Genomic DNA, 25,893 nt, shown 5'->3' on the forward strand with positions numbered 1-25,893 from the left:
TCTGCCCTCGGCCTTGCCGCTTTCGGGGGAGGAGCTTTTCTGATGAAACGTCGCCGCAGGGCCGAAGCAGAAGCGGCCGCAGGGGAGACGCCGGCCGCGGACCCGACATTGCTTGTCCGCCCCTACTCTCCGACTTTCGGCCCTGCGGACGCTCCGGTGACGCTTATTGAGTTCTTCGACCCTTCCTGCGAGGCCTGCCGCGCTTACCATCCAGTGGTTCAGGAAATCCGCCGTCAGTTCCCGACGCAGGTTCGGGTGGTGTTGCGCTATACGGTGTTTCACGAAGGCTCGGACGAGGCTGTGCGCATCCTCGAGGCCGCGCGCATGCAGGACAGGTTCGAGCCGGTTCTTGATGCCCTGCTCGAACAGCAGCCAGGCTGGGCGGTACACGGTTCGCCTCAAATGGACGTTGCCTGGGAGATAGCTGCCGCTGCCGGCCTCGATGTCGAAAGGGCCGAAAGCGACAGGCTGTTTCCGGGCATAACCGGCACGCTCAATCAGGACTCTGCCGACGTCGAGGCTCTGGGGATTCGCCAGACACCGACATTCTATGTGAACGAGAAACGGCTGGAGAACTTCAGCCCCGACAGCCTGATCGCTGAAGTCCGCTTCGCCGTGGAGAATTCCTGACACGGGCGTCAGTTGCGGTCGGCAAAGTCCGAAAACAGCGCAAGCGTGCGCTGGCTGACGTGATGCTCGATCCCCTCGGCATCGCGTTCAGCGGTTTCCGGGTCAAGCCCCAGGCGCAAGAGGAAGCGAAGGACGATCTCGTGCCGCTCGCGGCATTCCTTGGCGAGAGCGCGCCCCTCCTCGGTCAGAAACACCGAGCGATACTTGGCGCGCGTGATCAGACCGTCACGGGCCAGGCGGCCGAGCGTTTTAGCAACCGTCGGCGCCGTCACCCCCATTCGTGCCGCGATGTCGACGGGCCGCGCTTCGCCTTGCTCATGAATAAGCTCTGCGATCAGCTCGACATAGTCTTCGGCTACTTCGCTGCGCCGCGCCTCTCGAACGCCAATGAAGGCTTCCACCCGGGCTTCGGCAGGGCGAGCTTCGGATTCCTGGTGTTCTGATGCTAGGTTTTCGTCGGTCGACATACTTTACTTTCGCACGAACCCGATTGACTCGTAAAGTCTTTGCAATGATTATTAGCCGAAGCTAACTTTTTACGCCATGTCGTGTGTATCTGCGCGGCCGAACGAGACAACGTCCATGACCTCCGAAAACGAAAAACGAGATCACGACAGAGCCCACGCTCCAGACAACAGTGACTGGGCGTCGGTCTCGGCATCCCGTCGTGCACTGCTCGTCGGCGGACTGGCCGCGGCGGGGGGAGCTGCTGTCGCGGCGGGCCGAGCGCGGTCGCAATCCCCGCCGGACCCGATGGCGGGGCACGACATGTCCACGCCCACCGATCCCTACACTGCCCCGAGCGGCGACATGGCGCATGGCAGCATGACGACCGTAGGCCAAGTCGACCACGCCCGGAACGGCTTCGAACCGACCGCGATGCTGACCGACTGGGACACCGGACGCACCAAAATCCTTCCCGACGGCCGGACCTTGCGGACCTTCGAGGTCGACGCCTCTGACCGTGAGATCGAGATCGCGCCGAGAGTGTTCTTTCCGGCCTGGACGTTCAACGGTCGCGTGCCCGGGCCGGCATTAAGAGCGCGCGAGGGCGAGCGGCTGCGGATCGTGTTCCGAAACCTCGGATCGCACCCGCATTCCATGCACTTTCACGGCATCCACTCGGCCCGCATGGATGGTGTCCCCGGCGCCGGGCTGATCGGGCCCGGCGAGGAATTCATCTACGAGTTCGACGCCAGGCCCTTTGGCTGTCACCTCTACCACTGCCACGCCCTGCCGCTGAAACGGCACATGCACAAGGGCATGTACGGCCTCTTCGTGATCGACCCAGACCCGGCTCGTCAGACCGTTCCCGCGCTTGCCTCCGTCGCGGCGTCCCGCGTCCTTGGCAGCCCGGAAAACGCGCGCTGGCAGGAGCTGGCGATGGTGATGAACGCCTTCGACACCAATTTCGACGGCGAGAACGAGATCTACGCCGTGAACACGGTCGGTCAGATCTACATGAACGAGCCGATCCGGATCGACAAGTCGCGCCCGGTGCGCGTCTACCTGATGAACGCGACCGAGTTCGACCCGATCAACTCGTTCCACCTGCACGCGAATTTCTTCGACTACTACGACACAGGCACAACGCTGACGCCGACCCTGCGCACGGTCGATGTGATCATGCAATGCCAGGCGCAGCGCGGGATCCTCGAGTTCAGTTTCGCCGACCATGAGGACGGCCTCTACATGTTCCACGCCCATCAGGCCGAATTCACAGAACTCGGCTGGGTCGGCATGTTCGACGTGAGGGAACCCGGCGCATGAGCGAGCAGAGCCATCCCACCCGCTCGCCCCTCACCCGGCTGCTGCTGGTCGCGGTGCCGCTTGCCGCGATGCTGGGCGCCTTCGTCTGGATCGCCTCGCTCGATCCGTTGCGCGGCTTCAACAACGGTGCGCCACCGGTCGAGGCGCTGACGGTCGAGCGCACCATTCTCGATGGTTCGGGGATCGCGCTCCTGGTGCGCGCGGGCGGCTCGGAGGACATGGTGATCGCCCAGGTCGCGGTGGATGACGCCTATTGGGACTTCCGACAGGATCCTCCGGGGCCGATCGCGCGGGGCGGCGTGGTCTGGCTGCGCATTCCCTATCCTTGGGTCCACGGCGAGGCCCATCACGTCAACCTGTTGACCAACACCGGCGCGACCTTTGGACACGAGATCGCCGTCGCCGTCTCGACGCCCCGGGCCACCGGCAGTCAAATTCGGCTGCAGGCGGTCGTCGGGGCCGTCGTCGGGCTTCTGCCGGTGGCGCTCGGCCTGATGTTCTATCCCGCCATGAGAGGCGTCGGGCGGCGCGGGATGAATTTCCTTCTCGCGCTCACGGTGGGCCTTCTGGCCTTCCTTCTTATCGACATGACATCGGAGGCACTGGAGTTGGCGGCCGAGGCAGCGGCCCTGTTCCAGGGGTCTGCCCTGGTCTGGCTCGCGGCTCTTGCGAGTTTCCTAATGCTGATGGCGGTCGGGCGATGGCGCGGCAGTCCCGAAGGGATCGCGCTCGCCTTCTTCATCGCCCTCGGGATCGGGCTGCACAACTTCGGCGAGGGGCTGGCAATCGGCGGGGCCTTCGCGGCCGGATCGGCGGGATTGGGAACCTTCCTCGTCCTCGGCTTTGCGCTGCACAATGTCACCGAAGGCATCGGCATCGCGGCGCCGATGCTGCGGGCTCGCCCGGCCCTCTGGACCTTCGCAGCTCTGACCCTCCTCGCCGGGGGACCGGCCATCCTTGGCATGTGGGCGGGAAGTCTTGCCTATGCGCCGCAATGGTCGGCCCTGGCGCTTGCCGTCGGGGTGGGCGCGATCCTTCAGGTCATGGTCGAGGTCACCGCCTATCTTTTGCGCCAGAACGCGGATCGGCAAGCGGCGCTGTTTTCTCCCGCAGTCCTTGGCGGTTTCCTCGGCGGGATTGCCTTCATGTATGCGACGGCAGCCTTGATCAAGATCTGACGTGTGGACAGACGTTTCCTGTCTCTCGTTGCAGGGTGGGCGGCGAGTCGCCCTCTGATCGCCGCTCAAACTTGCGTGATCTTCCTGGCGAGGGGTTGCAGCTATAGCCGCTAGAGGGTCTAGCCAGTGCAAAGAGAAGAGCGCCAAAGACGATGCAATTGAGAACCCTGCAGAAAATACTCTGGTCCGCCGCCGCTTTTGCCACGCTGGCATTCGGGTTATGGCAATTCTCTCAGGATCGCGGTCCATCTGTCGGTGAACAAGCGCCGTTTCGTCCGACCTTTGCTCTGCCGGACGCAGAAGGGCAGCTTCGGACGCAAGCGGATTTTGAGGGCAAGTACCTGCTGGTCTTCTTCGGCTTTACCAATTGTCCCGACGTCTGTCCGACGACGCTGGCCGAGGTGGCGCAGGTCATGGACGACCTCGGCGACCAGGCTGCCAATGTGCAACCCTTGTTCATCTCGGTCGATCCCGTACGGGATCGGGCGCTCGGACTTGCGGAGTTCACCGGCGCCTTCCACCCATCCATTCTGGGACTGGCCGGTGACGACACACAAACGCGGGCGGCTGCGGACAGTTTCTACATCCACTACGAGCGTCAGGATGACACGACCGCCCCGGACGGGTATTCAATGTCCCACAGCCCGGCGCTATATCTGGTCGGACCCGACGGCGAATGGCTACGGCAGTTCAGCTACGGCACTCCCGCCGCAGAAATCCTTGCAGACCTGAGATCGAGATTGTGATCGCGATGAAGACCCAGATCATTTCCACCCTCATTCTGATGGCCGCGTCCCCGGCAATAGCCTGCGAAAGCACGACATTTGGTGATCTCAGCATAGCCAACCCATGGTCCCGCGCGACCATCGGCGCGGGCCGTCCGGCGGTCTTCTATGTCGCAATTACCAACGACGGTGCATCCGATGACGCCCTTGTCGCCATTTCGACCCCGGCTGCCGGCAGGCCGATGCTGCATGAAACCACCGTGACGGACGGAGTCGCCTCGATGCCGCATGCGATGTCGATCCCGCTGCCGGCAGGTCAGACCGTGCAGCTTGCCCCAGGCGGCTATCATGGGATGCTGATGGGTCTGACTGCGGCGCTGAAGGAGGGTGAGACTTTCCCGGTCACCCTGACATTCGAGGTGGCAGGCGACGTTACGGTGAATGCTGAAGTGCTGTCCTTGCTCGTGGAGGGACCAGATTGCGAAACCGACGGGCAGTAATTCTTGGCATTGGCGGAGGGCTCGGCGCGCTAGCCTTCACCCTCGGTCTCGGCTGGTGGCGAAGCAGTGGCGCCGTGTCGTCGTCGGCTGACCTTCTGCCCGTGCCGATTTCCGAAATGGACTTCGATCTGATCAGCCATGGCGGCGAGCGGGTGCGGCCAGCCGACTGGATTGGCAGGCCAACGATGGTCTTCTTCGGCTTCACGTGGTGCCCCGACGTCTGTCCGACCACTCTGAGCGACATTTCAGGATGGCTGGACGATCTCGGCCCCGATGCCGACCGGCTGAACGTATCGCTCATAACCGTCGATCCCGAGCGTGACTCGCCCGAAGTTCTGGCCGACTACCTCTCGCATTTCGACCCACGCATCGTTGGTCTGACCGGAACTTTGTCCGAGATCGGACGGGCAGCATCGGGGTTTCGTGCCCGGTTCGAGAAGGTTCCGCGTGAGGACGACTACACCATGGATCACACGGCTGGCGTGTTCCTGTTTCGCGCCGATGGCCGCTTTGCGAGCATCATCGACTACCACGAGGACCGCCGCTTCGCGGTGCCGAAGATCCGCAGGGCCATGCAGTGACCTGCCGAAAGGGAACCGGTGGCCCCGGCGTAAACCATACAAGCAACGGAGTAGGACAATGACCCGAGAGATCCGATTTTCCCGTCGAGCATTGATAGTGTCAGGCTTGGTCACCGCCGCGCTGGGGACCACTTCAGCCTGGGCCCAGACAAGCGCCATTCATGTCGTCAAGGGAACCGGGTGCGAATGCTGCAATGCCTGGATCGCTTACCTGCGCGACGAAGGGTTTAGCGTGACCGAGGAGGAACGCTATGGCACCCTCCTGATGACCTACAAATCCGAGGTCGGGGTGCCGCAGAGCATGATTTCCTGCCATACCGGCATGATCGACAGCTATGTCCTCGAAGGTCACGTGCCCGCCGCCGATATCCGACGCCTCTTGACCGAACGGCCGGATGCCATCGGACTGGCTGTGCCAGGCATGCCTTACGGCTCTCCCGGCATGGGGCCGGAAGAGGAACGCGAGGCCTATGAGGTCATGCTGATTGCTCGTGACGGTTCCGGAACGGTCTTCAGCCGCTATGAGGAATTGGGGTGAACACATCCCGCATGAATCGACAATTCGCCTCCACATTCACCCACGAGCAATCATAGGCGGTTACCGCTGCCGTCGCACCATTAATGTAAAGCTTCATGCTTACGAATTGTGTTAAAGCCAGAATGTCGGTGTTGGGTAAACCTTGGCAATCGACGCGCTAATTCCTCCGCGAGACAGAAGCAGACGATATGTTTGCTTAACAACTCAATCGCAACATGAAAAACGCGCGACATTGCGCAAATTGGTGCCGCTCGTATTAGGGCAAAAAATTTTTAGGCAACCGGAAACAATTCCGGCAGCCCCCGGTAGACGCCAATTGAGCGCGGAGTGCGTGAGGACGCAGTATCGATACAACCAAAGGAATCTCTAACTTGATCGAAACCAGAGAAATTGACGCCCATTTGCCGGTCTTAAGATTTAAGAAAAAGCCCCATCCGCACCCGGCGTTACAAAGAGTCGAACCGATCACCAATAAGAAAATGAAGTCAATTCGCTGACATTCTTGGTTTTTTAGGGTGAATATGCCTTCATTCGGCAATCGATTTCCTTGCTCACACGATCCGCGCTGGCTCTTAGCACCTCGTCCACAAAATGCGTATATCGACTGGTGACCGTGCCAAGGCTGTGTCCTAGCATCGCAGCAATTGTAGCGTCGGAATAGTTGAGCTCAGCCGCGACTGAGGCATAGCTGTGGCGGAGCGTGTGCATTACGGCACCTTCGATTTCGGCGCGTTGGCAAATCTGGATCCAAATTTTGCGCAGACCATCATACGCGCCGTTACCCCTGACCGCCGGAAACAGGAATTCAGATGAACGGTCACTTGGAAGCGAACTGATCAGCGCAAAGGCAGCCGAGCCGATTGGCCGAATTTGCGCGCCAGTCTTCGAGTCTTCCAACCTGAAGCAGCCGCAATGCTCATCGATCTCCCGGCGCTTGAGCAACCGCACTTCGCCGACGCGACATCCCGTAAGCGTCAATAACCGGATTGCGTTGATGGCAACAGAACTGATCCCTTCTGCCTCCAATTCAACCATCGCCCGTCCCAATGCTTCATATTCCTGAGGCCGGAAGAACCGCGTCCGCTTCTGATCGACGCCGCACCTGATGCCATGGCAAGGATTGGCTTCGCACAATCCCATGTCGCGAGCATAGGTCATCATGCCACTGAGAAGCGCAACGGTCCGGCGCGCTGTTCCGCCGCCACCAGAGACAATGGAGCGCCCACGCTTTTTGCCGGACCTGATGTTGCGCTTGGTCTTTCCTTCCCGGATGTCGATGACGAACCGCTCCACTGTTCGGCGGTCCAGTGATGCTACTGGAAGTTTGCCGATTAGCGGGCGGATATGGGTCTCGATACGGCCGACATCCGTGGCGATCGTGGTTGCCTTCTTGGGCCGGTTGAAACGGGTAAGATATCGACCGGCACAGATGTCATCCATGTACTGATCGCACAACTCGGCGATGGTCATGTCGGCTCTTTTTTGCCGTTTCTGTTCGGATGGGTTTTGCCCCATCCGAACTTCACCGAGTTTCTTCATCGCCTCTGTGCGCGCCTGGTCGGGAGTAAGGTGACCATAGCGGCCAATCGTGTATCGGCGCGTCCGATTGTTTTCGTCGCGATACTGGATCAGGAATGACTTCTGGCCGGTCGCAAAGACGCGAACACCAAAGCCTTTCAGCTCGTCACACCACAGGAAATAATCCTTCGCACCTGGCGGGCTCTGGTCGATCAGACGCTTGGAAATTTTCGGCATGGCAGCGGTCCCGCACGGAAGCAATACGGAAGCAAAATCAGCGAAAAGTCGGAAATCTCAGTCCAAAGCCGTCAATCGTGATATTGCTCTAACATCATGATTATAATGGTATTTTCCAAATATGGCCATGTTTGGGAACAGTGCGAAAAACACCTAAATGCCCGCTCCGAAGGCAGAGGTCACAGGTTCGAATCCTGTCGGGTGCGCCAGACTCGCCAGGTCCATACCGGAGACATGGGTAACACTTTTGGCCCGAAGGGGTTTTGAAGTGGTTCCAGCCTGCATGTCTCATTGTCGAAATATCCTAGATCATAGTCCATGAAACTGGCCAGCCAGATTTTGTCGTCGGTCTGTTTGATGCCGACGGTTTGACCGGCAAAGACCTGGCTGAGGTTGATCTTTTGGCGGTTGAAACAGATGCGCCGCATGGTGTGACGGTAACCGCCTTGTCATGGAACGGACAGGCACTACCGCTTGCCGGCTCGCGGGTGAACTTGCACAAAACTGGACTGATTATCGCTGCCGGACCCAGAGCAATTTCGTTTTGATGGAATCGGAACAACCGAAAGACGTTGCCCGATCCAGTTGCTTGGCGGGAACTTTCGTTTTCGCCCGAAAGCGACAGGGTCTAACCGTTCTCCGCATGGCGTTTGAAATTGTTCAAAATCGCCTGCCAGCCATCACGCTGCATTGCAATTGAATTTTGATCCTCCGCTTCGAAGACAGTGGTAACCTCGGTACCGTTTTCTGTGGTTACGAACGTGGTGCGTGCCTTGCGGCCGTCGGTCATCACCAATGTGAGCGCCTTGTTGGGCTCCACCTCGTCATAAATAGCCTCGAAGTCGAATCCGAGACTGCCATCCTTGGCTTCCATGCGCGCTTTATAGGCACCGCCCACTTTAAGGTCAGCCTCGGCGCTCGGGCAGCACCACTCGTCAGAGGCGAAGTTCCACCGGGTGATGTCGGCAGGCGTGGTATAGGCTTCCCATACACGTTCCACCGGTGCGTCGATCGTGGTTTTGATGGTAATCTGCTGCTTGGTCATGTCTGCCTTCCTTTCGATATGCATCAAGCATGCGCCACTCCCTCACTGTTTGATTTCCGGCTCCACGAGCTTCGCCAGCTTTCGCAGCGACTCCTGCCAGCCGAGGTAACAGGCTTCCGGCGGGATCAGGTCAGGTATCCCTTTCTGGACCACCGTCATTTCGGTGCCCACCGAGACCGGTTTCAGCGTGACGGTCACTTTCATCTCGCCGGGCAGGTTGGGGTCGTCGAAGGTGTCAGTGTAGACGAGCGTCTCGCCGGGGACGAGTTTGAGATAGGTGCCGCCGAAGGAATGGCTGTCGCCGGTGGTGAAGTTGCGGAACGACATCTTGTGTTTGCCGCCCTCCTTCGCTTCGAGTTCATGCACCGTGCAGGTAAAACCGAAGGGCGGCAGCCAGCTTGCCACGGCATCGGGTTCCAGAAAGGCGCGATAGACCTTCTCGGGCTTGGCCGCGAGGACTCGGTGCAGGGTTACGGTGTTTGGCATGATTGGATCTCCCTTTACTTCGTATTGGCTTCGACCTCGACGACCGGTGTAAAGCCGCCAAAGATCAGGCGTTTGCCGTCAAACGGCATCGGGTTCCTTTCGGGATCCATGCGCGGGTCGGCTTTTTCCGGGTGTTCCATCCACTCCATCATCGTTTTCATGGCCGAGTCTCGGGTTTTCTTGTCGGGCCATTCGACCCAGGAAAGAACGACGGATTCATTGTCCTTGGCCTGTACAGCCTTGCGAAAGTCAGTGACCTTGCCGTCGTGAATGTCATCACCCCAGCACTCGATGACGCGTGTTGCGCCAAGGTCGGTGAAAACGCCATCGGCATTCTTCGCATGATCGATGAATTTCTGCTTGTTTGCGGTGGGAACCGCGATCACAAATCCGTCTATGTAAGACATCTGTTCCTCCAGGTTGGTTTTCGTTTACGTCGCGCGCCCGTCGACATGGGTCGGTGACAGTGCCCGCGGGTCGACCCCTTCAAGCGCGTTCACGTTGATCGCCGCAATCTCGGTTCCGTCCGGCATCCGGCCGTAGGAAAAGCTCTGGATGCCACAGGTTTTGCAGAAGAGATGCGCGATCTCGTGTTTGTTGAACCGGTACTCGGTCAGGTTTTCCGCCCCCTTATGCAGCGTGAAATTGTCGCGCGGCGCGAAGGCCAGGACAACGCCGAGCGGCCGGCACCGCGAGCAGTTGCAGGTAATCACCTCGTCCAGATCGACATCGACGTCATAAGCCACAGCGCCGCACTGGCATCCACCCTTGTAATGCTTCTCCATGGTTTTAACTCCCTTTCGCTGCGGCTTCGATCGCTGCAATGTCAAGTTTGCCCATTGTCATCATCGCCTCGAAGGCGCGTCCGGCTTTCTCCTTGTCGGGCCCCGTCGTCAGGTCGAGCAGCAGTTTTGGCGTGATCTGCCAGGAAAAACCCCAACGGTCCTTGCACCAGCCGCAGGCGCTCTCCTGCCCGCCATTGCCGACGATGGCGTTCCAGTAGCGGTCTGTCTCTTCCTGGGTCTCGGTAACCACCATAAAGGACACCGCTTCGTTCGGCGTGAAGTTGGGGCCGCCATTCAGGCCAATGAACGGCCGGCCGAGCACGGTAAACTCCACGGTCAGTTCATCGCCTTCCTTTCCGCCGGGGTAGTCGGAGACGGCGGTGTTCACGCGATCAACATGGCTGCCGGGAAAGGTTGCAGCATAAAACTCCGCCGCCTTTTTTGCTTCGCCGTGATCGAACCACAGGCAGGCAACGAGATCGGTCATGATATTCTTCCTCAAGATGTTGATTGGTCCAAGTGCTTGCGCGAGTAGCCGGCCCGGTGCCGCGTTATTCGAAGAATCCCTTCGGCGTTTTGCCCTGAAGGAAGGGTTCTATGAAGGCGTGCAGAAGCTCGGGCTGGTTGACGACCGCGGTGTGGGAGGTCGCCGGCATCACCGCGAGGCGGGACTCCGGCAGCGGCTGTCCCATGTCGCCCATGACGCCGCCGCCGAGCAGGCGGAACATCGAGATCGTATGTTCGAGTGTCGCGACGTCCGCGTCGCCCGTGATGATCAGCACCGGGATTTCCAATGCCTTCACCGCCTCGCCCCATGCCATTGGCTCGTGTTCGAGGGCGATCAGCTTTTCGACGAGCGCCGGAAATCCGTCCGGGTCGGCGGCCAGCTCGCGGTACTCGGCGGCAAACGGCATCTTCAGGAACATCTCGACATTCATCTGCGGGACGAAGTCCCTGAACGCCGGTTGCCATCCCTCGAAATCGTAGGCGACCGAGGCCGCGACGAGTTGATCGACCTTTTCGGGATAGTCGATGGCCAGTCGGAGCCCGGCGGCGGCGCCCATCGAATAGCCGAACACGTCAGCCTTCTCGATCCCGGCCGCATCCATGAAAGCGGCCACGTCGCCCGCAAGATTTGGATAGGTGATCGGCCGGTCGAGGTCAGTTGTGCGGCCATGGCCCTGGAACTCCAGCGCATAGACCCGGTGCGTTTCGGCCAACATCGGGATGATCTCGCCCATCGAGGGGATGTTCATGTAGGCGCCGTGCAGGACGATCAGCGGATCGCCTTCGCCGGAAACCTCGTAATACAACGTCATACCATTGACCTCGACGCGATTGCCCACCCGTCTATCGTCGGCCAATGCCGGGCCAGCTACCGCCAGCAATGCGGTCACAATGAAAGCTCGATACATGATTGTGTCTCCTTACTTGAGGCGAGTTCCGTTCAGGCAGAGCCCTTGTTGCCTTCGAAATTGAGCATCCACGGCGTGCCGTATCTGTCGGTGAACATGGCGAAGCGCTCGGCCCAGAAGGTCTCGTCCGGCGCCATCTCGATGCTCTCCGCATCCTTTGCCAGCGCGTCATGGATGCGGTCGAATTCCTCGCGCGATGTCGGCGCGATGGAGATGCGGAAGCCCTGAGGCTTGTCATACATCTCCTCGGTATTGTCGGAAGCCATGACGGTGGCGCTGCCGAGCTTCATTGCCATGTTCATGACCATGTCGTCCCCACCGGACATGCGGCTTTCCGGATCAGGGGCGTCGGCATTGCGGAAAACGTCCAGTATTTCGCCGCCGAGGGTTTTCGCATAGTGGGTCATCGCCTCAAGGCAATTGCCCTTGAAGAAAAGATAGATCGTCGGTTCCATTTTGGTTTCTCCCTTTGTGGTGAAGTGTTGTGATGAGAAAGGCTTGAGGTTCATTGCGGCTTCCCCTTCCTTCCGTTCTGCATGAACAGCATTTCGATGTAGCGCTTCAGGTGGTCGACACTGTCGCGGGCGATCGCGTGATCGCCAGTGGCCTTGGCCAGAATGAAGGCACCCTGCAGCACCGCCTGGGTGTGGGCGGCGAGGCTGGCCGGTGTCCAGTCCGCGGTGACCCCGCGCGCCTTCATGGCCTCTTCGATATCCGGTTCCAGCGTCGCAGCGTGGCCGAAGATGCTTGCCGCACAGGCATCGCGTATCGCCGGGTGTGAGCCGTAAACCTCCTGGGTCATGGTGCCGACGAGGCAGGTAAATTCGGCCAAGTCGCCGTCGATAATGTTCTTGCGGAATTCCACATAGCCAAGCAGGCGCTCGAGCGGATCGCTATGGTTGTGATAGGGCGCGCTGGCAAAAAAAGCGGAGGTTGTCTCGGTCCAATAGACGGCAGCAGCGACGCCCAGCGCCTCCTTGTTCTCGAAATGGTGGAAGAATGCACCCTTGGTGACGCCCGCCGCTTTGCAAAGGTCATCGACTGTTGTGGCGGTAAAGCCCTGGGTTCGGATGACATCGCGCGCGGCTTCGAGAAGCCGGTTGCGGGCATCGCCGCGTTCAGGATTTTGTTTGGTTGGCCTTGGCATGAAGATTAAATACCAACCGGTTGGTATTTATGTCAAGATGTTTTTCCTGCCCTTGGGCAACTCGTCTGGACGCTGTGATCATGGTGATGTTGTCAGGGCATCCTGCTGCATTGCACCCTGCGATTGCCGGGTGCGGCTGAGTGAGTGGCGGCAGTGCGCCACTGGGCCTGTAATTGCGGTGGAGAATCTTCCGAGATGGCGCGCGGAAACACAGCGCTCGGAAGCAGTAGCGTTAAACCCTATATCGTCCCGCGCAACTCCAGCAGCATGGCATCCATGGTGCGTGCCTGTTCGAGCAGGCCCATCAGTTCGCCCGTGCCGGTGATGGCGGCGGCCATGGCCGGTTGGTTGAAAACGCATTGACCAACAAAGACGAGAACAAAATAGCTCGACCAGGCAATCGCCTGTGCGAAGGGCCTGTTGGCGTCACCCACCTTCGCATTGTCATCAAGAACATACATGGCAAGGCCGCGTGCCTGTTGCACCAGGCTCGGCGCTTCAACGGGTGTGCTCACAGCGCAACAGCTCATTACAAATTCCTTTCGCCCACAGTACGGCCACTTTCTGCAAAGGGTTGCAGCAAGGCGCCGCCCGTCAAGGATCATGCCAATTCAACATACAGGAAGCGGGTAAAAGCGGTGTTGGGCAAATGGTTAAAATTCGAAGTTTCCAAAGGATAGTGGCAAAACAGGCCTTCAACCGCCGTGACGTAGACAAGGCGCCCGGCTATGGTGCGCTCCAACGGGGAGGATAATTCATGCGGGTGATTTACAGCGAGAAGCATGCGCTTCGTGATGCAAAGACGGAACTTCACGGCGGGCAGCTCGTGCCGCCCTTCGAAGCCCCGTTCCGAGCCGAATGGATACTTGATGCGGTAAGGAAACAGGGGCATGGTGAAGTCATATCACCAGACCCATTCGACCTTTCGGCGGCCAGAAAGCTGCATGATGCGGATTATCTGGACTTCATGGCAACGATCTGGGAGCGCTGGGTTGCCGAGGGCTATAAGGGCGAGGCAATACCTGCATGCTTTCCGGCGCGCCGCATGCAGGCAAACCGCCCGCCGCGCGATATTGACGGTGCCCTTGGCTATTATTCTTTTGCAGCTGAAACGGCGATCAGCGCGGGTACATGGGAAGCTGCCATTGCCTCGATGCAGGTAGCCATGACCGGCGCAAAACATGTTCTTGAAACCGGCAAGCCGGCCTTTGCGCTCTGCCGCCCGCCAGGCCACCATGCCTCGATTGACCAGTATGGCGGCTACTGTTTCATTAACAATGCCGGTGCCGCAGCCCAGTATTGGCGCGACAACGGCATGAGGAAAACCGCGATCCTGGATGTCGACTTCCATCACGGCAACGGAACGCAGGACATTTTCTACAAGCGCGGTGACGTTTTCTTTGCATCCATCCATGGCGACCCGCTTGATGCCTTTCCGCATTTTCTCGGGTTTGCAGACGAAACAGGCGAAGGCGAAGGAGAGGGCAGCACGGTCAACTATCCGCTGCCGCCGGGAACGCTGTATGGCAAATGGAAAGAGGCGTTGAAGGATGCGCTGCAGCGCATCGTGGATTTTGGTGCAGAAGGGCTGATCATCTCGCTTGGCGTCGACACGTTCGAGAAAGACCCGATTTCCTTTTTCCGCCTCTCAAGTGATGATTTTCTGCGCTATGGCGAAGAAATCGCCAAGGCGGGTCTGCCGACCCTGTTCTGCATGGAAGGCGGCTATGGCGTAAAGGAAATCGGGCTCAACACCGCCAATGTCCTGACCGGATTCGAAGCTGGCATGAAGAAGTGACCTCACTGCACTCGGCGGTGGGTCAATGGGATTGACGATCAAACTTCAGCGTGGCTTCCAGCTTCCATCCTGCCACATGCGGCGCAGCGCAGTGCGATAATCCGGGAAGGCATAGGCCACGCCCAGTTCGGCCTTCGACTTTGCATTCGAGACGCGCTTGTTCTCGCCATAAAAACTGCGTGCCATTGGAGACAACTCGGCGGTGACAAAATCGGTCACCGGCGGGGGGGCGATGCCTGCAAGCTGGTGGGCGAAGGTAACGACATCCTGCGGGGCTGCTGGTTCGTCATCGGTGATGTTGAAAATGCCATCTGCGTTCTTTTGTGCTGCAAGCAGAACCGCGCTGGCAATGTCGTCACGGTGGACGCGATTGAAGACCTGGCCGGGTTTGACCAGACGGCGTGCCGTGCCTTTTTCGATGTTGATAAAGGCATTTCGCCCGGGGCCGTAAATGCCGGAGAGTCGGAATACAGCCAAAGGCACACCGCGTGTTTCGGCAAAGTCACTCCAGCCGGTTTCCGCAACAAGGCGCTGATGAGAGCGTTTTGAAACCGGACGCGGCTGGGTCTCTTCATCAACCCATGCACCATCATGATTGCCATAGACGCCGACGGTGGAAAGATATCCGATCCATTTGAGGGCTGGCAATTCGATTGCTGCACTGTCAAATGCGTTAAGAACCGGATCCCCCTCTTCCCCCGGCGCCACGGAAATCACGAGATGGGTGGTATCGGCGAGTGCTGCGATGAGCCGGGGCGAAAGGGCTTTGCCATCAAAGACAAGCGGCTTGGCGCCGGCGTGAGAAATCCGTGCCGCATTTGCCCGACTACGGGTCGTGCCGAAAACTGCGTTGAATTTACCGTTGGCCTGCGCGGCAATCGCTTCGCCGGAAAACCCACAGCCGAAGATGAGCAACGGACCTTCATCCGACAGTTTTCCCTCAGCTTTCGGCATTGCCTCCCGTCCTCTTTGTTTCTGGGTCACGGCGTTTCGTTGGCTTTCTGCCACTCTTCACGCACTTGTTCATCGTTTTCGATTTGCAGTTGGTCTTTTGCAAGCCTTGCATAGGTGCGTCCGTCGAGCAGACGCGAAAGGGCCCATGCAGCCGCCCCGCGCACCGTGGGCGAGCCATCACCAAGCCGCTCAATGGCGCTGGCCGCAAGGTCTTTTTTGCCTGAATTGCCAATGGCGATCATCACATTGCGAACGAAACGGTCCCGGCCGATTCGCTTTACCGGCGAACCGGAAAACAGCGCCCGAAACGCTGCATCGTCGAGTTCCGACAGTTTTGCCAGGCTTGGTTCCACCAGTTCGGAACGGGGGCGAAGTTTCTGTTCCGCCGCCGCCGCCGCGAACTTGTTCCATGGACAAACTGCAAGGCAGTCATCGCAGCCATAGATACGGTTCCCCATCAGGGGCCGTAATTCCCGGTCGATTGGTCCGGCATGTTCGATGGTAAGATAGGAGATACAACGGCGTGCGTCGAGCTGATAGGGCGCGGGAAAGGCATCGGTCGGACAAACGTCAAGGCAGGCCCTGCAGCTTCCGCAGTGATCGGCGTGCGTTTCGTCGGGTTCGAAAACCGCATCGGTCAGGATGATGCCGAGAAAGAACCATGATCCCAGCTCCCGCGAAACGAGGTTGGTATGCTTGCCCTGCCAGCCTAGGCCCGACTTTTGGCCAAGCGGTTTTTCCATCAGCGGTGCGGTATCGACAAAGACCTTCACGTCGCAACCATTGGCCGCGATCTTTTGCGCGATCTGTTTCAAACGCCCCTTGATGACATCGTGGTAATCGCGGTTCTGGGCGTAAACGGATATGGCGCCCCGGTCCGGCTTGCCAAGCACCGCAAGTGGATCGAAGTTGGGACCGTAGTTCATTGCCAGAACGATCGCCGTTTTTGCATCCGTCCACATCGTCTCGGGAGATAGCCGGCGATCGAGGGTTTGTTCCATCCAGTCCATGGTGCCGTGAAATCCGGCGGCAACGAAGCTGCGCAGGCCTTCACCGACACTATTCGGAAGGTCAGCGCTGCAAAACCGGCAACCGGAAAAGCCGAGCGATGCCGCCAGCTGGCGGACGGCAGTCTTGTCGGTTGGGCGGGTCAACAAATGCCTCTAAAAATCCAGATCGACATAATGAGAGGCTGGCGGCAATCCCGCCAGTTTGTCAGCCAGGATCGGTCGGAAGGAGGGCCGCGATTTGACGCGGGCATACCAGTCGCGCACCGCCGGTTCGCTGTCCCAGGGAATTTCGCCAAGATAATCCGGCACCGAAAGGGCAGCCGCCGCCGCGAGATCGGAAAGGGAAAGCCGGTTCCCGCCAAGCCAGTTTCGGGACTGAACCAGCCAGTCGAGGTAGCGCAGATGGGATTTGAGGTTCGTGCGCCCGGCACGGATCATTGCCGAGTCGGGAGCCCCGCCCATTCCATCGCCGCGCATCAGATGCTTCCAGATCCGTTCCTGTACAAGATAACGCCCGACCTCTGCCTCGAATTTGTGGATGAACCATTCGACCAGCCGCCGCATCTCCGCACGGGTGGCGGAGTTTTCCGGCATCAGGCGCTTTTCCCGCATCATCGCACCGACAGTCTCGTCAAGATACTCCCCGATTACCATGGCACCCGCGACGGCGGCAGGCGTTGTGTCCCGGTTCTTCGAAACGGCATCATCAACCAGCACCGGCACCGTGCCGGCCGGATTGAGCGTCAGGAATTCCTCGCGCCGCAGCCAGGTTTTTTCTTCGATGAACTCGGCAGGAACACCGTATTCGCCCAAAATAAGGCGAATATAGCGCGAGGCGCCGGACATGGGGTGGTGATAGAGCTGGATCATGAAAGATGGTTCTGCCGACCGTTCAAAACCTTTACTGCAGCGGGTATAGAGACTGGGCCGATTCGCTGCAAGCTGGCGCTTGTGCTGTTGCTGCCTGCGGCAGGATCGAGGCGGTAGCCACCGGGACCTTCTTTCAATGACCATCGAACAAATTATCGTCCTTGCCATCGTTCAGGGAATTACCGAATTCCTGCCGATTTCCTCATCCGGGCACCTCATTCTCATTCCCGCTTTCACGGGCTGGCCGGATCAGGGAGTGGTAACCGATGTCATGGTGCATGTGGGTTCGCTGTTTGCGGTCATCGCCTATTTCTGGCGCGATGTGCTGAAGCTGATCGGCGGGGGCATCGACCTGCTGAGGCTGCGCATCAACGATAATTCCCGCATGGCGGGCTATATCCTGCTGGCAACCATTCCGGCGGTCCTGTTCGGCATCTTTTTGAACGCAAGCGGCCTCGGAAACAGCCTGCGAAGCGTGGAGCTGGTTGCATGGAACGCCGTCATTTTCGGCATTCTGCTTTATGCGGCCGATGTTTTCGGACCGCATCTAAAGAAGATGGAGGACATGAAGCTTGCACCGGCGCTGATCATCGGTGTGGCGCAGGCCCTGGCACTGATCCCCGGTACCAGCCGCTCCGGAATTACCATGACGGCGGCACGGCTGATGGGCTTCGAGCGGCCGGAAGCAGCGCGGTTCTCCTTCCTGCTCGGCATTCCGGCAATCGCCGGCGCCGGCGCATTCGTGACACTTGATTTCCTCGAAAGCGGACAACAAATCCCGCCGGATGCTATCTGGGCGGCAGCGCTGACCTTTCTTGCTGCCCTGGCTGCCATCGCACTGCTGATGGCGATGGTGAAACGCGTCAGCTTCCTCATCTTCATGATTTACCGGTTGCTGCTTGCCCTGTTGTTGTTCGCCATGCTCTACGACTGGGTGCCGGGGCTGCCGGGCCTTGCTGCGGTATAGCGTATTCAGCCCAGCGCCGCCGCCGCACCACGCACGATCATGGCGATCGCCAACAAGCTCATCACAAGGCGAAAGCCGGTGCGGAATGCCGCTTCAGGCATGGCATTGAGCAGGCGCGAACCTGCTGTCGTGCCGGCAAAACCCGCGAGGATCATGGCAGCAAGCAAGGGTATCCAGTCGGCAAATGCAAACCCTGCAACCCCGAAGGCAGCCACCTTCAAACCGTGCTGGGCGACCATGGCGGCTGCGTGAGTGGCAATAACCTGACGCCGGTCTGCAAACAGCTTTTCAAACAGGATGACGACCAGGGGACCCGTCGCTCCAACGAACATCGAGGCGAATGTGGTGGCAACCCCGCCCACCGCGAAGGTCGATCGGCCTGCCCTGCGCAGGGCAGGCAGTTTCAGCCAGACCGTCGCAAGAATGAACATGCCCAGCACCACCTTGAGCACAGCATCGTCAAGCTCGATGACAAAACGGGCGCCGGCAAGGGCGCCGATGGCCGCGCCGGCAAGAAACATCCAAAGCACCGGCCAGCGAACATGCGCCCGCTGGACCAGTGCCCGGCCGGTGTTCGAGCCCAGCTGGACCACACCATGAACCGGGATGAGCACGCCAACTGGCAGCAGGAACCCCATCAGCGCCAGCAGCGACACGCCGCCGCCAATGCCGAAGGCAGCCGTGAAACCAGACGTGAGAAAACTCGCCGCACACAGGGCAATCGCAATGGCCGGGGAAATCTCTCCTGGCAGGTTCAGCAGGCTGTCCATGACACAGCCAGACTGCTTGAACAGGCGTTATGCCGGGTAGATGGGAAGGCCGCGATCAGGCTTCACCCTTGCGCGTGAACTGGCCCTGCGGGCGGAAGCGCACCAGATAGGAAGGCAGGATCGAGCGCATGGAGCGCGGCTTGATGCCAATGTCTTCGAGCGTGCGCTTCTGGCGCCGGGCCTCCTCGGAGACGATGTTGTCGCGCTTGAGCATCTGCACCTGATCAATGGTAATGGGCGCACCCGGCAGCCAGCCGGTCAGCCTTGCAAGGGCTTCGGCCACAAACCAGGGCAGCGGGAGATAGCCCCGCTCCCGGTGGATGACTTCCTGCATGACATCCATGCATTCGCGGAAAGTTGCCACTTGAGGACCGCCCAGTTCATAGATTTTCCCGCCTTTCAAATCGCCGTCGATTGCACGCGCAATGGCCTCGGCCACATCGCCGGCATAGACAGGCTGAAATTTGGTATGGCCACCGCCAATTGCCGGCAGAAAGGGTGAAATCCTCGCAATGGCGGCAAAACGGTTGAAGAAATCATCCTCGGGTCCAAACATGACGGACGGGCGGAAGATGATCGCGTTTTTGACGGTTTCAAGCACAGCCGCTTCACCCGACGCTTTGCTGCGGCCGTATCGGGAGGGCGAATCGGGATCGGCGCCAATGGCGCTGACATGAACCAGCCGGGCGTTTTGGGCTCTGGCAGCTTCGGCAATGGCGCGTGCACCGAAATCCTGGACTGCGGCCATGTTGTTGCGCCCGCCTGTATTGAAGGTACCGGTCAGGTTGATGACGGCATCTGCTCCCTGCACCGCGCGGTCGACCGACCATCTGACGCGTACATTGGCCTGGATTGCCTTGATCTGTCCCAGTTCGCCAAGCGGCTGCAAATGCTGGGCGAGATCGGGCCGGCGGCAGGCCACCAGCACCCGGTAGCCGCGCTTGGCAAGCGCCCTGACCACATGGCGGCCGAGAAAGCCTGAGCCGCCGAAAACGGTAACGCGTTGGGGAAGATTTTTCATGGTCGCTGCCCTGCGGTTAAAGTTCGGTGCGGACAATGCCCGGGAGAAGAACGCCCGCACCGGCGGCATTACTGCGGCAACCGGTCCGCTGTCCGTCTACCGGTTAGCCGATTATGCGGCCGCGGTCCAGAGCGCAGAGTGGCGCGCTGAAAACCGGTTTTCCCTGTCCGTCAACAAGCGGAAATTCATGCTGCTGACGGGGCGAGAAAACGCGTTGACAGCCACGGCGGCACGGCCTAAACGTCACGCCTGCCGCCGGAAAACCGGCTGGCCTCGCCCTTGTTGGGCCCAGATGGCGGAATTGGTAGACGCGCTGGCTTCAGGTGCCAGTGGCCGCAAGGCCGTGGAGGTTCGAGTCCTCTTCTGGGCACCATTTGTCCAACGTACGATTATCTCCCGTCTTGGCATTGCCTGCCACCATGGTGGCAGCGTGGCCAAGGACGGCCTGCAATCGGCGCCACAAGCGCGGGTCTCGGCGACGAAGGAGTTCAACAAGGTACAAGGCGGCCCCAATACTCTCCGTTCTTTGGCGCAGCCGGGAAGTTTGCGTGTGACAGGCGGCGAAGCCCTTGAGCATTTATCCGCCTGCAGCTTACATGCAGCTCCATGAGATTTGTCGCTTGAAACCGGGGAGCAATGGCATGAGCCGCCGCAAGAATGTCCTCTTCATCATTATTGACCAGTTCCGTGCGGATTGTCTGGCCGGCCTGTTCGGCAACCATGTTCCGCTTCCCAATCTGCGCGGCTTCATGGCCGAGGCCGTTACCTTCAACAACCATGTTTCGGTAACGAGCCCGTGCGGGCCCTCGCGCATCTCGCTGCTGACCGGGCAGTATGCGATGAACCACCGCTCGGTACGCAATGGCACGCCACTGCCGCACGACAAGCCCAACTTGGCGACCGAAGCACGCAAGGCCGGCTATCTGCCGCTGCTCTACGGCTACACCGACACCACGATGGACCCGCGTGTCTTCGACGCCGGCGATCCAGTGCTGCATTCCTACGAACAGGTCATGCCCGGCTTTGTGGAAGCGCTGGAGATGCGGTTGGAGGAAAGTTGGCCCTGGCGGGCCCATCTGAAGGCCAGGGGATACAAGGTGCCGGACTTTCCCGAAATCTTTCGTCCTGCAGGCGGCCGGCTGAACGGGCCGGCACGCTACCGGGCGGAAGATAGCGACACGGCATTTCTGACCGACCGTGTCATTGATGAGCTGCTGGCAAGGCCCGGCGGATGGTTTGGTCATGTTACCTATATCCGGCCGCATCCGCCCTTCGTTGCACCCGAACCGTATAACAAGCTGGTCGATCCCGCCGGCCTGCCAGCTGCATTAACGGGTGCAGAAGGTGCCGGTGAACATCCTTACCTTGCACCGGCGCGGGCGGACCAGCCCATGGCTTCCACCGTGATCGGCTTTCCGGATCTCGAACCGACGCCTGAGAACATTGCCATGCTGCGGGCGATCTATCTCGGACTTGCTGCTGAAGTTGATCATCACTTCGGACGTATTTTAGCCGCGCTGAAATCTGCCGGCCTTTATGAGGATACCATTGTGATGGTCAGCGGCGATCACGGCGAGATGCTCGGTGACTACGGATTGTGGGGAAAACACAGCTACCATGATGCGGCCTTCCGCGTTCCTCTGATCATCCGCGACCCGGATCGCAACGCCCTGGCCGGCAAGGCACTTGATCTGCCAAGCGAGTCCGTTGATCTCGCGCCGACACTGCTCGAAATGATCGGCGCGGAGATTCCCGGCACGATGGATGGCAAGAGCCTGGTTCCGCTGCTGGAAGGGCAAACGCCTGCCAACTGGCGCCGCTACACCTATTCCGAACTGGAATTCGGAAATCCCCTCTATCCGAGCCTTCCCCAGAGGGAGCTGGGCCTTGCCTGCGAGCAAAGCAATCTCGCGGTAATCCGCGACGGCCGTTATAACATGGTGCATTTCAACGGCGGCCTGCCGCCACTGCTGTTCGACATGAACGGCGAGGGCGAGGCGCGGGACATTTCCCGCGATCCCGGTTCACAGGACATCCTGTTGCGGTTGACGCAGGCAATGCTCGACCACCGCATGACACATGCCGAAGGCCGGTTTTCGCGTGTCATGATCACCGGAAAGGGTGTTGTTGAAAACAGAGCGGTCTGACAACCGGCTTTGCGATGGCGGGCACAAAAGACAAGGCAGCCCGCCCGGCCACAACGCGTCATAAAACTGTTACCGGCGCAGGGCAGGACTTGGCCGTCCCGGCTCTTTTGCGGTCCCGGTTCTGCATTTCGTCGTAAGGTGCCGGGGCGTGGTAAGGTGCACTGTTTATGTCGGCAGGCATGGTTTTCCGGTGTGAAGTGTTTCATTATCCTCCGCTTACCGTAGTCGGGACAACCCTGAAAACTGCTGCCATCAGGATATAACCGTGACAGATGCAACGATACAATTTATCGATTTTACAGATGGCTTGTCTGGTGCGCATCATGTGGGTGTCCCCGATGTCGGGTCCGGGAGGAGGAGAAACTGCCGGAAAACAGGTCTGGTTTCTGCGGTGCCGCTAAAAAGGTTGGCCGGTGGCCTGCCGGTCTGGTCCGCAGAGTCTTGCCCCATTGGCTACTTGACGGAAATTTGAGGCAGGGAATAGTCTTTCCATAGGCTTGGTCTATGGGGAGAGCCGCGGGAACCGTTGCAGGTTTTCGCAGATGGGCCTGGCAGACAGTAAACCGGACCACTGGTTGCCAACGCAGTTGGCGTTGGTGGATTGTTGGTTCGCCCGCAATGCAAGTCGCATGGGCGTAATGTGGAGGTACAAGATGAAGAAGTTTTTATTGTCCGGCGTGGCGTTGTTTGCATTAACAACAGTTGCCAACGCCAACTGTCCTGCTGTGACGGTTGCCGATATGAGCGGTGTTGCCGCTGGAAAATATCCGCAACAGTTTGAATTGAGCGAATTTCAGGACGCTGCAAACTGCACGCTTGAATTTGCCGAGAACCCGGCCATTGGCGATCTGAATGGCCAGATCAAGGGCAATCCCGATCTGCCGCCGCTGGCAGAGCGCCTGCCGGAGGAGCCGCTGGTCGTTGCACCCTACGCATCCATCGGCAAATATGGTGGCACTCTTGATGCGCTGTCCAATGCCACCGAGGCCGGAACTTCCGATTTCCTTTCCACCCGCCACGTAAACCTCGTTCGTTATTCCGATGACCTGGCGACCATCGTACCCAATGTTGCCAGGGACTGGAGCTGGAACGAGGATTTCACCGAACTGACCTTCTTCCTGCGCAAGGGCCACAAATGGTCCGACGGTCAGCCTTTCACCTCGGCAGACGTGAAATTCTGGTATGACAATCTGGCGCTCGACTCCAACGTGATCGAAAAACCGAAGGATTATGTGCTTGTCGGCGGCGAGCGCATGCAGATCGAAACACCGGACGAAACAACGGTGATTTTCAAACTGCCGGCACCCAAGCCCGGTCTGCTGGCCCACTTCGCCACCCACTACGGGCAGGGCTTCCAGCCGAAGCATTTCCTTGGCCAGTTCCATCCCGACATCAATGCCGATGCGGACAGCCATGCCCAGTCGATGGGATTTGAAAACGGCTATGCTGCCATCAAGGCCTATTATGGCAATTCCGACTGGACGGATACGCCAACGCCGATGCTGAACAGCCCGGATCTGCTGGACAAGCTGCCGGCAAACACCATGCCGACGCTGGAAAGCCATATCGTCATCCGTGACACGACCGAGGGAAGGCACTATGTCGCCAATCCCTATTTCCACATGGTCGATACCCAGGGCAACCAGTTACCCTACATCAGCGAGCAGGATGAAATCTATGCCAACGACCAGCAGGTCCGCCTGCTTAAACTGGTCAATGGCGAAGCCGACTACAAGACGCAGTCGCTTCAACTTTCGGATGCTCCGCTGCTTCTGGAAAACCAGGAGAAAGGCGACTACACGATCCATCTGAAGCCGAAGATCGCAATGCATGCAGTGTCTTTCAACGTTACTTCGGAAGACATGGAAAAACGCAAGGTCTTTGGTGATCTTCGTTTCCGCAAGGCGATGTCGATCGCGATCAACCGCGAAGAGCTCAATCAGGTCGCCTATTTCGGCGAAGGCAAGATCCAGCAGTATATCGGGTTTTCGCCAGCGCCGGATTTTGTCGACGAGAAGTGGAAGACCTTTGCCACCGAATATGATGCCGACGGCGCCAAGTCACTGCTCGACGAAGTCGGTGTGGTTGATGGCGATGGTGACGGTTTCCGCGACCTTCCCAACGGCCAGCCGCTGGTATTGAACCTGCAGTTTGCTACCCAGGGCATTGCGGGCCAGGTGGTTGAGCTAATCGGCCAGTACTGGTCCGATGTGGGCATCAAGACCACGGTGAAGGAGGTTACTCCGGATGAATACCGCTCTGCCCAGTCATCCAACCAGCTCGATGTGGGCTTGTGGGAGAAAGGCCAGCCGCTCGGTATTATCCTCGGCAACAATGAGCTTTGGGTTCCGCCCTTCGAAAACTACTTTGCACACCGCACCGGAATGCTGTGGGCCGAGTGGGTCGATTCCAACGGTGAAAAGGGTGTGGAGCCGCCGGACTACGTCAAGCAGCTCATCGCCGACATCAACGCGTTCCAGTCGACGCCTGTCGGCACGCCTGAATCCGACAAACTCGGGGCGCGCATGGTTGAGAACATGGTTTCGAACCTGCTCTTCATCGGTACGGCGCTTACGCCAGACCCGATCTACCATCGCAACGCGTTGAAGAACTTCGTCGAGTTCAAGACTGCTTCCTACGAATACTACCGGACCTACCCCTACCGGGCACACCAGTGGTATTTGGACGAGTAAGCCGTTAGGCTCTCTTTGAGCCGGTCCGGGCGGTATAGTTTCCGCCCGGACCGTCAGACAAAAGATTCATCACGAATCTGCTCGACAGGAGGCCGGGGGAATGGCGCAGTTTTTGCAGTTTGCCTTCACCAGGGCAGTCATGGCCCTTGTGACACTGCTTACCGTTTCACTAATCGTTTTCACATTGATGGAACTGGTTCCCGGCACCTGTGCCGAGCGCTATCTTGCGTTCAAGAACACCCAGGGTTCGCAGATTTCCATCGACGATATCAAGGCGGAGGAAAAGCGCCTTGGCCTCGACCGGCCCTTCCTCATTCGATGGGGCAGTTGGGTCGGCAACGTGTTTTTCAAGGGTGAGTTTGGCGACAGTTGTATCCTGCGGCTGAACATCAATCAGCTGCTGGCCGACAAATTCTGGATCAGTCTGGGAATCTGTCTTGCCGCACTGTTTCTCAGTTATCTCATAGCGGTGCCCATAGGAATCGTCTCGGCAAGCTCGAACAGTCCGGTAACCAACAACACGCTGCGTTTTGTTTCCTATCTTGGCCTTGCCCTGCCGAACTTCCTGCTGGCGCTGATCATCATGCTGTTTTCCACCGTTGTGTTCGGTGACTCGCTAACCGGTTTGTTCTCAAAGGAATTTCGCGATGCGGCTTGGTCCTGGGCCAAGTTCCAGGACTTCCTGTCGCGTGCCTGGCTGCCGATCTTCATTCTTGGCTGGTCGGCCACCGCCTTCGCACTGCAGACGGTGCGCGCATTGATGCTGGATGAGATCGGCAAACTCTATGTCACTGCCGCCGCCGCCCGGGGTGTTTCGGGATCAAGCCTGCTATGGCGGTATCCGGCAAGGCACGCCCTTGGTCCGGTGATCAACTCGCTCGGCTTCGATCTTAATCGTATCTTCAATGAGCTGCCCATCGTGGCGCTGATCCTGACTCTCACCGAGGCAGGAGCGCTTCTCATCGAGGCGCTGGCGCGATCGAACGACCAGCAATTGGCGGGTGCCATCATCTTCCTTTTAACGGCAAGTATCGTGGCACTGAATTTCGTCACCGACATCCTTCTTGCACTGCTCGATCCGAGGGTGCGGCGCGGACTGATGGGGTAG

The 25,893-nt window shown here is 59.1% G+C and carries 28 protein-coding genes, 1 tRNA gene and 1 pseudogene; 13 read left to right on the forward strand and 17 right to left on the reverse strand.

Annotation, left to right across the window (positions count from 1 at the left end; translation table 11 throughout):
* The first annotated feature begins 42 nt into the window (after positions 1–42).
* Positions 43–630, forward strand: a complete 588-nt coding sequence (locus BVL55_RS00320) for a DsbA family protein (protein ID WP_244530551.1) — start codon at positions 43–45, stop codon at positions 628–630.
* An 8-nt stretch (positions 631–638) separates the two neighbouring features.
* On the opposite strand, the gene mntR is transcribed toward BVL55_RS00320, so the two are convergent.
* Positions 639–1,097: a manganese-binding transcriptional regulator MntR gene (gene mntR, locus BVL55_RS00325; protein ID WP_075995236.1), complete on the reverse strand. Its 459-nt coding sequence runs from the start codon at positions 1,095–1,097 to the stop codon at positions 639–641.
* A gap of 115 nt (positions 1,098–1,212) precedes the next feature.
* On the opposite strand from mntR, the gene BVL55_RS00330 reads away from it, so the two are divergent.
* The 6 genes from BVL55_RS00330 (at position 1,213) to BVL55_RS00355 (ending at position 5,922) form a co-directional block, all read left to right on the forward strand.
* A complete protein-coding gene (locus BVL55_RS00330; protein ID WP_083649278.1) occupies positions 1,213–2,400 on the forward strand; it encodes a multicopper oxidase domain-containing protein in 1,188 nt (395 codons plus the stop codon).
* A complete protein-coding gene (locus BVL55_RS00335) occupies positions 2,397–3,578 on the forward strand; it encodes a ZIP family metal transporter (protein ID WP_075995237.1) in 1,182 nt (393 codons plus the stop codon). Before BVL55_RS00330 ends, BVL55_RS00335 begins: the two co-directional genes overlap by 4 nt.
* A 152-nt stretch (positions 3,579–3,730) precedes the next feature.
* Entirely contained in the window at positions 3,731–4,324 is a 594-nt protein-coding gene (locus tag BVL55_RS00340; RefSeq protein WP_075995238.1) for an SCO family protein, read from the forward strand.
* Between the two features lie 5 nt (positions 4,325–4,329).
* Entirely contained in the window at positions 4,330–4,803 is a 474-nt protein-coding gene (locus BVL55_RS00345) for a copper chaperone PCu(A)C (protein ID WP_075997774.1), read from the forward strand.
* Positions 4,804–4,919: 116 nt separating this feature from the next.
* The gene (locus tag BVL55_RS00350; RefSeq protein WP_205410820.1) at positions 4,920–5,384 is read left to right on the forward strand and encodes an SCO family protein; all 465 of its coding nucleotides are present in this window, start codon (positions 4,920–4,922) and stop codon (positions 5,382–5,384) included.
* A gap of 97 nt (positions 5,385–5,481) precedes the next feature.
* A complete protein-coding gene (locus BVL55_RS00355; RefSeq protein WP_244530552.1) occupies positions 5,482–5,922 on the forward strand; it encodes a DUF411 domain-containing protein in 441 nt (146 codons plus the stop codon).
* Between the two features lie 510 nt (positions 5,923–6,432).
* Here BVL55_RS00355 and BVL55_RS00360 read toward each other — a convergent pair.
* The 11 genes and pseudogenes from BVL55_RS00360 to BVL55_RS00410 form a co-directional block, all read right to left on the reverse strand.
* Positions 6,433–7,677, reverse strand: a complete 1,245-nt coding sequence (locus BVL55_RS00360; RefSeq protein WP_075995241.1) for a site-specific integrase — start codon at positions 7,675–7,677, stop codon at positions 6,433–6,435.
* A 179-nt stretch (positions 7,678–7,856) separates the two neighbouring features.
* Positions 7,857–8,137 (reverse strand): annotated as a pseudogene (locus BVL55_RS00365) (hypothetical protein); the annotation flags it as partial.
* A gap of 168 nt (positions 8,138–8,305) precedes the next feature.
* Complete coding sequence (locus tag BVL55_RS00370) at positions 8,306–8,722, reverse strand: SRPBCC family protein (RefSeq protein ID WP_075997775.1); 417 nt, start codon at positions 8,720–8,722, stop codon at positions 8,306–8,308.
* A 42-nt stretch (positions 8,723–8,764) separates the two neighbouring features.
* Positions 8,765–9,208: an SRPBCC family protein gene (locus BVL55_RS00375; RefSeq protein WP_075995242.1), complete on the reverse strand. Its 444-nt coding sequence runs from the start codon at positions 9,206–9,208 to the stop codon at positions 8,765–8,767.
* Positions 9,209–9,222: 14 nt separating this feature from the next.
* Positions 9,223–9,615, reverse strand: coding sequence for a DUF1428 domain-containing protein (locus BVL55_RS00380; protein ID WP_075995243.1), 393 nt, complete (start codon positions 9,613–9,615; stop codon positions 9,223–9,225).
* Between the two features lie 24 nt (positions 9,616–9,639).
* The gene (locus tag BVL55_RS00385; RefSeq protein ID WP_075995244.1) at positions 9,640–9,993 is read right to left on the reverse strand and encodes a GFA family protein; all 354 of its coding nucleotides are present in this window, start codon (positions 9,991–9,993) and stop codon (positions 9,640–9,642) included.
* A gap of 4 nt (positions 9,994–9,997) precedes the next feature.
* The gene (locus BVL55_RS00390) at positions 9,998–10,480 is read right to left on the reverse strand and encodes a VOC family protein (protein ID WP_075995245.1); all 483 of its coding nucleotides are present in this window, start codon (positions 10,478–10,480) and stop codon (positions 9,998–10,000) included.
* A gap of 64 nt (positions 10,481–10,544) precedes the next feature.
* Entirely contained in the window at positions 10,545–11,408 is an 864-nt protein-coding gene (locus BVL55_RS00395) for an alpha/beta fold hydrolase (protein WP_075995246.1), read from the reverse strand.
* Positions 11,409–11,440: 32 nt separating this feature from the next.
* A complete protein-coding gene (locus BVL55_RS00400; protein WP_075997776.1) occupies positions 11,441–11,863 on the reverse strand; it encodes a VOC family protein in 423 nt (140 codons plus the stop codon).
* Between the two features lie 50 nt (positions 11,864–11,913).
* Complete coding sequence (locus tag BVL55_RS00405) at positions 11,914–12,555, reverse strand: TetR/AcrR family transcriptional regulator (protein ID WP_075995247.1); 642 nt, start codon at positions 12,553–12,555, stop codon at positions 11,914–11,916.
* Between the two features lie 239 nt (positions 12,556–12,794).
* On the reverse strand, positions 12,795–13,070 hold the full coding sequence (locus tag BVL55_RS00410; RefSeq protein WP_075995248.1) for a hypothetical protein: 276 nt from the start codon (positions 13,068–13,070) through the stop codon (positions 12,795–12,797).
* 242 nt (positions 13,071–13,312) lie between these two features.
* Here BVL55_RS00410 and BVL55_RS00415 point away from each other — a divergent pair, with 242 nt between their 5' ends.
* Positions 13,313–14,353 (forward strand): histone deacetylase family protein, encoded by a 1,041-nt coding sequence (locus tag BVL55_RS00415; RefSeq protein ID WP_075995249.1) that lies wholly within the window; start codon positions 13,313–13,315, stop codon positions 14,351–14,353.
* Positions 14,354–14,398: 45 nt separating this feature from the next.
* On the opposite strand, the gene BVL55_RS00420 is transcribed toward BVL55_RS00415, so the two are convergent.
* The 3 genes from BVL55_RS00420 to BVL55_RS00430 are packed head-to-tail and all read right to left on the reverse strand — an operon-like array spanning position 14,399 to position 17,187.
* Complete coding sequence (locus BVL55_RS00420; RefSeq protein WP_075995250.1) at positions 14,399–15,307, reverse strand: SDR family oxidoreductase; 909 nt, start codon at positions 15,305–15,307, stop codon at positions 14,399–14,401.
* Positions 15,308–15,333: 26 nt separating this feature from the next.
* A complete protein-coding gene (gene queG / locus BVL55_RS00425) occupies positions 15,334–16,464 on the reverse strand; it encodes a tRNA epoxyqueuosine(34) reductase QueG (RefSeq protein WP_075995251.1) in 1,131 nt (376 codons plus the stop codon).
* A gap of 6 nt (positions 16,465–16,470) precedes the next feature.
* Positions 16,471–17,187 (reverse strand): glutathione S-transferase family protein, encoded by a 717-nt coding sequence (locus BVL55_RS00430; protein ID WP_075995252.1) that lies wholly within the window; start codon positions 17,185–17,187, stop codon positions 16,471–16,473.
* 136 nt (positions 17,188–17,323) lie between these two features.
* Here BVL55_RS00430 and BVL55_RS00435 point away from each other — a divergent pair, with 136 nt between their 5' ends.
* The gene (locus BVL55_RS00435) at positions 17,324–18,154 is read left to right on the forward strand and encodes an undecaprenyl-diphosphate phosphatase (protein WP_075995253.1); all 831 of its coding nucleotides are present in this window, start codon (positions 17,324–17,326) and stop codon (positions 18,152–18,154) included.
* A gap of 5 nt (positions 18,155–18,159) precedes the next feature.
* Here the strand turns inward: BVL55_RS00435 and BVL55_RS00440 are convergent, their stop codons facing one another.
* Both BVL55_RS00440 and BVL55_RS00445 read right to left on the reverse strand, forming a co-directional pair.
* Positions 18,160–18,924, reverse strand: coding sequence for a sulfite exporter TauE/SafE family protein (locus BVL55_RS00440; protein ID WP_075995254.1), 765 nt, complete (start codon positions 18,922–18,924; stop codon positions 18,160–18,162).
* A gap of 55 nt (positions 18,925–18,979) precedes the next feature.
* On the reverse strand, positions 18,980–19,945 hold the full coding sequence (locus BVL55_RS00445; protein ID WP_075995255.1) for a complex I NDUFA9 subunit family protein: 966 nt from the start codon (positions 19,943–19,945) through the stop codon (positions 18,980–18,982).
* Between the two features lie 286 nt (positions 19,946–20,231).
* On the opposite strand from BVL55_RS00445, the gene BVL55_RS00450 reads away from it, so the two are divergent.
* From BVL55_RS00450 to BVL55_RS00465, 4 genes are all read left to right on the forward strand, one after another.
* Positions 20,232–20,318: transfer RNA gene (locus BVL55_RS00450), tRNA-Leu, on the forward strand.
* 268 nt (positions 20,319–20,586) lie between these two features.
* The gene (locus tag BVL55_RS00455; protein ID WP_075995256.1) at positions 20,587–22,092 is read left to right on the forward strand and encodes a sulfatase-like hydrolase/transferase; all 1,506 of its coding nucleotides are present in this window, start codon (positions 20,587–20,589) and stop codon (positions 22,090–22,092) included.
* A 653-nt stretch (positions 22,093–22,745) separates the two neighbouring features.
* Positions 22,746–24,785 carry an ABC transporter substrate-binding protein gene (locus BVL55_RS00460; RefSeq protein WP_075995257.1) on the forward strand — a complete coding sequence of 680 codons (2,040 nt, stop codon included), beginning with the start codon at positions 22,746–22,748 and terminating at the stop codon, positions 24,783–24,785.
* 100 nt (positions 24,786–24,885) lie between these two features.
* A complete protein-coding gene (locus tag BVL55_RS00465) occupies positions 24,886–25,893 on the forward strand; it encodes an ABC transporter permease (protein ID WP_075995258.1) in 1,008 nt (335 codons plus the stop codon).

Origin of the sequence: Salaquimonas pukyongi (genome assembly GCF_001953055.1) — a bacterium.
Classification (GTDB): Bacteria; Pseudomonadota; Alphaproteobacteria; order Rhizobiales; family Rhizobiaceae; genus Salaquimonas; species Salaquimonas pukyongi.

Bases quoted from the DNA above. Each gene is read 5' to 3' on its own strand.
- BVL55_RS00430 (WP_075995252.1), bottom strand. From the start codon at position 17,187: ATGATCCAGCTCTATCACCACCCCATGTCCGGCGCCTCGCGCTATATT.
- BVL55_RS00460 (WP_075995257.1), top strand. From the start codon at position 22,746: ATGAAGAAGTTTTTATTGTCCGGCGTGGCGTTGTTTGCATTAACAACA.
- BVL55_RS00465 (WP_075995258.1), top strand. From the start codon at position 24,886: ATGGCGCAGTTTTTGCAGTTTGCCTTCACCAGGGCAGTCATGGCCCTT.
- BVL55_RS00405 (WP_075995247.1), bottom strand. From the start codon at position 12,555: ATGCCAAGGCCAACCAAACAAAATCCTGAACGCGGCGATGCCCGCAAC.
- BVL55_RS00380 (WP_075995243.1), bottom strand. From the start codon at position 9,615: ATGTCTTACATAGACGGATTTGTGATCGCGGTTCCCACCGCAAACAAG.
- BVL55_RS00335 (WP_075995237.1), top strand. From the start codon at position 2,397: ATGAGCGAGCAGAGCCATCCCACCCGCTCGCCCCTCACCCGGCTGCTG.
- BVL55_RS00445 (WP_075995255.1), bottom strand. From the start codon at position 19,945: ATGAAAAATCTTCCCCAACGCGTTACCGTTTTCGGCGGCTCAGGCTTT.
- BVL55_RS00340 (WP_075995238.1), top strand. From the start codon at position 3,731: ATGCAATTGAGAACCCTGCAGAAAATACTCTGGTCCGCCGCCGCTTTT.
- BVL55_RS00320 (WP_244530551.1), top strand. From the start codon at position 43: ATGAAACGTCGCCGCAGGGCCGAAGCAGAAGCGGCCGCAGGGGAGACG.
- mntR (WP_075995236.1), bottom strand. From the start codon at position 1,097: ATGTCGACCGACGAAAACCTAGCATCAGAACACCAGGAATCCGAAGCT.
- BVL55_RS00390 (WP_075995245.1), bottom strand. From the start codon at position 10,480: ATGACCGATCTCGTTGCCTGCCTGTGGTTCGATCACGGCGAAGCAAAA.
- BVL55_RS00435 (WP_075995253.1), top strand. From the start codon at position 17,324: ATGACCATCGAACAAATTATCGTCCTTGCCATCGTTCAGGGAATTACC.
- BVL55_RS00400 (WP_075997776.1), bottom strand. From the start codon at position 11,863: ATGGAACCGACGATCTATCTTTTCTTCAAGGGCAATTGCCTTGAGGCG.
- BVL55_RS00455 (WP_075995256.1), top strand. From the start codon at position 20,587: ATGAGCCGCCGCAAGAATGTCCTCTTCATCATTATTGACCAGTTCCGT.
- BVL55_RS00385 (WP_075995244.1), bottom strand. From the start codon at position 9,993: ATGGAGAAGCATTACAAGGGTGGATGCCAGTGCGGCGCTGTGGCTTAT.
- BVL55_RS00420 (WP_075995250.1), bottom strand. From the start codon at position 15,307: ATGCCGAAAGCTGAGGGAAAACTGTCGGATGAAGGTCCGTTGCTCATC.
- BVL55_RS00345 (WP_075997774.1), top strand. From the start codon at position 4,330: ATGAAGACCCAGATCATTTCCACCCTCATTCTGATGGCCGCGTCCCCG.
- BVL55_RS00375 (WP_075995242.1), bottom strand. From the start codon at position 9,208: ATGCCAAACACCGTAACCCTGCACCGAGTCCTCGCGGCCAAGCCCGAG.
- BVL55_RS00330 (WP_083649278.1), top strand. From the start codon at position 1,213: ATGACCTCCGAAAACGAAAAACGAGATCACGACAGAGCCCACGCTCCA.
- BVL55_RS00440 (WP_075995254.1), bottom strand. From the start codon at position 18,924: ATGGACAGCCTGCTGAACCTGCCAGGAGAGATTTCCCCGGCCATTGCG.
- BVL55_RS00395 (WP_075995246.1), bottom strand. From the start codon at position 11,408: ATGTATCGAGCTTTCATTGTGACCGCATTGCTGGCGGTAGCTGGCCCG.
- BVL55_RS00370 (WP_075997775.1), bottom strand. From the start codon at position 8,722: ATGACCAAGCAGCAGATTACCATCAAAACCACGATCGACGCACCGGTG.
- BVL55_RS00415 (WP_075995249.1), top strand. From the start codon at position 13,313: ATGCGGGTGATTTACAGCGAGAAGCATGCGCTTCGTGATGCAAAGACG.
- BVL55_RS00360 (WP_075995241.1), bottom strand. From the start codon at position 7,677: ATGCCGAAAATTTCCAAGCGTCTGATCGACCAGAGCCCGCCAGGTGCG.
- BVL55_RS00350 (WP_205410820.1), top strand. From the start codon at position 4,920: ATGGACTTCGATCTGATCAGCCATGGCGGCGAGCGGGTGCGGCCAGCC.